General features: G+C 65.0%; 3 protein-coding genes. All 3 read left to right on the top strand.

Annotated elements, in window-relative coordinates; translation table 11 throughout:
- The first annotated feature begins 404 nt into the window (after window positions 1-404).
- Entirely contained in the window at window positions 405-1,112 is a 708-nt protein-coding gene (locus A5695_RS23965) for a GAF and ANTAR domain-containing protein (RefSeq protein ID WP_068088308.1), read from the top strand.
- Window positions 1,113-1,161: 49 nt separating this feature from the next.
- Window positions 1,162-2,343 (top strand): zinc-dependent alcohol dehydrogenase, encoded by a 1,182-nt coding sequence (locus tag A5695_RS23970; protein ID WP_068088311.1) that lies wholly within the window; start codon window positions 1,162-1,164, stop codon window positions 2,341-2,343.
- A 69-nt stretch (window positions 2,344-2,412) separates the two neighbouring features.
- Window positions 2,413-4,183: glycogen debranching protein GlgX (gene glgX, locus A5695_RS23975; RefSeq protein ID WP_068088314.1), on the top strand; the 1,771-nt coding region annotated here is incomplete at its 3' end.

Raw genomic sequence — 4,183 nt, forward strand, 5'->3', positions numbered from 1 at the left:
CTGCGCGCGCCGTCGGCGCAGGATGCGGGCCAAACGATGGGCGCAACTGAATCCGGTGAAGCCGCTGCCAACGATCACGATTGAGGTCACCAATCCGAGTGTAGGACGGCTTGCCGCCGAAGATCGGGTGCGTCGCGGCATGAAAGTCGGCGACCGCGACCAAAACTGTTTATTCCGAGCGCGTTACGTGTATCCAGTGGGACGGAAGATGATCCCGCGGTCGTCGCAGCGCCGCGACGGCCCTGGGGGCCGGCGGGTTGCGCTTCGTATTCTGGCCCGTAGACTTCGTTTTGTGGGTTGACGCACCGAAATGCCCTTCGCACGCTTGAATGAACGAGGCATGGCTCTCGGGAAGCAGCCTGCAGGGATTCGATGCCGGGGGCAGACCCTTCGAGAGGGGTGCCATGGACGACGGCAATGCGGTAGTAGTGACCCAGCTGGCCGAGCTGGTGTCCAACCTCGAGCGCGAGGAAACCGATATAGCTTCGGGGCTCAACCAACTCATCTGCAACGGTGTCGCGCACGTCGCCGGCTGCCAGTACGCCGGCATCACCCTAGCCTCGCGGACCAAGTCCGTCACCAACGTGGCCGCCACGCACCGCTATCCGATCCTGTTGGACGACGTCCAGAATCGTTGCGGCCAGGGGCCCTGCCTGGAGGCCGCTTGGCGGCACCACATCATGCACGTCGAAGACCTCGCCGAGGACGAACGATGGCCGCGGTACCGGCGATACGCGATCGAGCAGACCCCGATCCGGTCCATCCTGTCCTATGAACTGTTCACGGACCGCGACACCATGGCCGCACTCAACTTCTACGCCGACTCCCCGTACGCGTTTCCCGACGACTCGGTGGAGCTGGGTGCCGTTTTCGCGACGCACATCGCGCTGGCGTGGTCGATGTTGCGCCGTCAGGACCAATTCCGCAGCGCCCTGGCCTCGCGGGACATGATCGGTCAGGCCAAAGGAATCATCATGGAGCGGTTCAATCTCGACGCGGTCGAGGCGTTCGAGCTGCTCACCCGGCTCTCGCAGAAATCCAACACCAAGATCATCGACATCGCGAAGTCGCTGATCGACAACGAGCATCCCCTCAAGCGCCGGCACCGCTGACGCGGTTCGTCCCGTTTCGGCGGGCGCATGGCGGGTATGTGCCACGCACATGAAGGCTGTCACGTGGCACGGCAAGCGCGATGTGCGGGTGGAGTCGGTGCCCGATCCGAAGATCGAGAAGCCCTCCGACGCCATCATCGAAGTCACCTCCACCAACATCTGCGGGTCGGACCTGCATCTGTACGAGATTCTCGGCGCTTTCATGAAACCGGGGGACATCCTCGGGCACGAACCCATGGGGATCGTGCGTGAGGTCGGCGGCGAAACGGGCGACTTGCGGGTCGGGGACCGGGTCGTCATCCCGTTCCAAATCTCCTGCGGCAGTTGCTACATGTGCGACCAGCGCCTCTACACCCAGTGCGAGACCACCCAGGTGCGCGAGCAGGGCATGGGCGCCGCGCTGTTCGGCTACTCGGAGCTCTACGGTGAAATCCCCGGCGGGCAAGCCGAACTGCTGCGGGTACCGCAGGCTCAGTTCAGCCACATCAAAGTCCCGGTGGGGCCGCCGGATTCGCGATTCGTCTACCTATCAGACGTGCTGCCCACCGCCTGGCAGGCGGTGGCTTACGCCGATATCCCGGACGGCGGCACGGTCACCGTGCTCGGCCTGGGACCCATCGGTGACATGGCCGCACGCATCGCCGATCATCTGGGCTTTCGGGTGATCGCGGTCGACCTGGTGGCCGAGCGCCTGGGCCGCGCCGCGCAGCGCGGCATCCACACCATCGACCTGGGTCGGCTCGATGTTCCGCTTGGGGACGCGATCCGGGACCTGACCGACGGGCGGGGTTCCGACTCCGTCATCGACGCGGTGGGCATGGAAGCGCACGGCTCTCCGGCGGCCAAGTTCGCCCAACAGGCCACCGGCATGTTGCCGGACTTCATTGGCAAGCGGCTCATGCAGACCGCCGGCGTGGACCGGCTGCACGCCCTGTACTCCGCCATCGACGTCGTGCGCCGCGGCGGCACGATATCGCTGATCGGCGTCTACGGCGGGATGGCCGACCCGCTGCCGATGCTCACCCTGTTCGACAAGCAGGTGACCCTGCGGATGGGCCAGGCCAACGTCAAGAGGTGGGTCGACGACATCATGCCGCTGCTGACCGACGACGACCCGCTCGGGGTCGACACGTTCGCCTCGCATGTGCTGCCACTGGACCAGGCGCCGCACGCCTATGAAATTTTCCAGAAGAAGCAGGATGGCGCGGTCAAGGTCATGTTGCGGCCTTGAAAACCGTTTAACCGCAAGTCTTTCCGCACTGCCGTTTGGGCGAGGCCCCGGTAGGGTATTGATTGCGCCATGACATCCGCAGAAGCCGCAGGAGCGGTAGCCCCCACACCCACCGGAGAGGTGTGGCCGGGCCGCGCCTACCCCCTGGGCGCCACCTACGACGGGGCGGGCACCAATTTCGCCGTCTTCAGCGAAGTGGCCGAGCGGGTGGAGCTGTGCCTGTTCGACGCCGACGGCACCGAGAGCCGCGTCGCGCTGCCGGAGGTTGACGGGTTCGTCTGGCACGCCTACATCCCCAACATCGAACCTGGCCAGCGCTACGGCTACCGCGTGCACGGCCCGTACGACCCGCAGAACGGCTTGCGGTGCAATCCGAACAAACTGCTGGTCGACCCCTATTCGAAGGCCATCGACGGCTCGTTCGAATGGAACCAGGCCCTGTTCAGCTACAACTTCGGTGACCCGGACAGCCGCAACGACGAAGACTCGGCCGCGTTCATGCCCAAGTCGGTGGTGATCAACCCCTACTTCGACTGGGGCAATGACCGGCCGCCGGACCATCAATACGCCGACACGGTCATCTACGAGGCGCACGTCAAGGGCCTGACGCAAACCCACCCGGACATTCCCGAGCAACTGCGTGGCACCTACGCGGGCGTCGCACACCCAGTGATCATCGAGCACCTCAAGAGCATCGGCGTCACCGCCATCGAGCTCATGCCGGTGCACCACTTCGCAAACGACTCGACGTTGGTGGACAAGGGCCTGTCGAATTACTGGGGCTACAACACGATCGGGTTCTTCGCGCCCGACTTCAAGTACTCCAGCGCCACCTCGCCGGGCGGGCAGGTGCAGGAATTCAAGGCCATGGTGCGGACCCTGCACGAGGCGGGCATCGAGGTCATCCTCGACGTCGTCTACAACCACACCGCCGAGGGCAACCACATGGGGCCGACGCTGTCGATGCGCGGCATCGACAACCCCGCCTATTACCGGCTGGTCGACGACGACAAGCGCTACTACATGGACTACACCGGCACGGGCAACAGCCTCAACGTCGGGCACCCCCACGCGCTGCAACTGATCATGGACTCCCTGCGCTACTGGGTGATCGAGATGCACGTCGACGGCTTCCGGTTCGACCTGGCCGCGACGCTGGCTCGCGAATTCTTCGACGTGGACCGGCTGGCGGCGTTTTTCGAACTGGTGCAACAGGATCCGACGGTGAGCCAGGTCAAGCTGATCGCCGAGCCGTGGGACGTCGGCCCGGGCGGCTACCAGGTGGGCAATTTCCCGCCGCAGTGGACCGAGTGGAATGGCAAGTACCGCGACGCGGTCCGGGACTTCTGGCGCGGCGAGCCGTCGACCCTCGACGAGTTCGCCTACCGGCTATCGGGGTCGGCCGACCTCTACGAGCACACCGGTCGCCGCCCGGTCGCGTCGATCAACTTCGTCATCGCCCACGACGGGTTCACGTTGCGAGACCTGGTGTCCTACAACGAGAAACACAACGAGGCCAACGGCGAGGGCAACAACGACGGCGAGAGTCACAACCGGTCGTGGAATTGTGGCGCGGAGGGTCCCACCGATGACCCGGACGTCAACGCGCTGCGTGCCCGCCAACAGCGCAACTTCCTCACCACGCTCCTGCTCTCGCAGGGCGTGCCGATGATCTGCCACGGTGACGAGCTGGGCCGCACGCAAAACGGCAACAACAACGGGTACTGCCAGGACAACGAGATCACTTGGATCGACTGGTCGAAGGCGGACAACGGCCTGCTGGAGTTCACCCGTCTGGTGTCGGCGCTGCGCGCCAACCATCCGGTCTTCCGCCGGCGCC

The sequence above is a fragment of the Mycobacterium sp. E1747 genome (assembly GCF_001667775.1).
Classification (GTDB): domain Bacteria; phylum Actinomycetota; class Actinomycetes; order Mycobacteriales; family Mycobacteriaceae; genus Mycobacterium.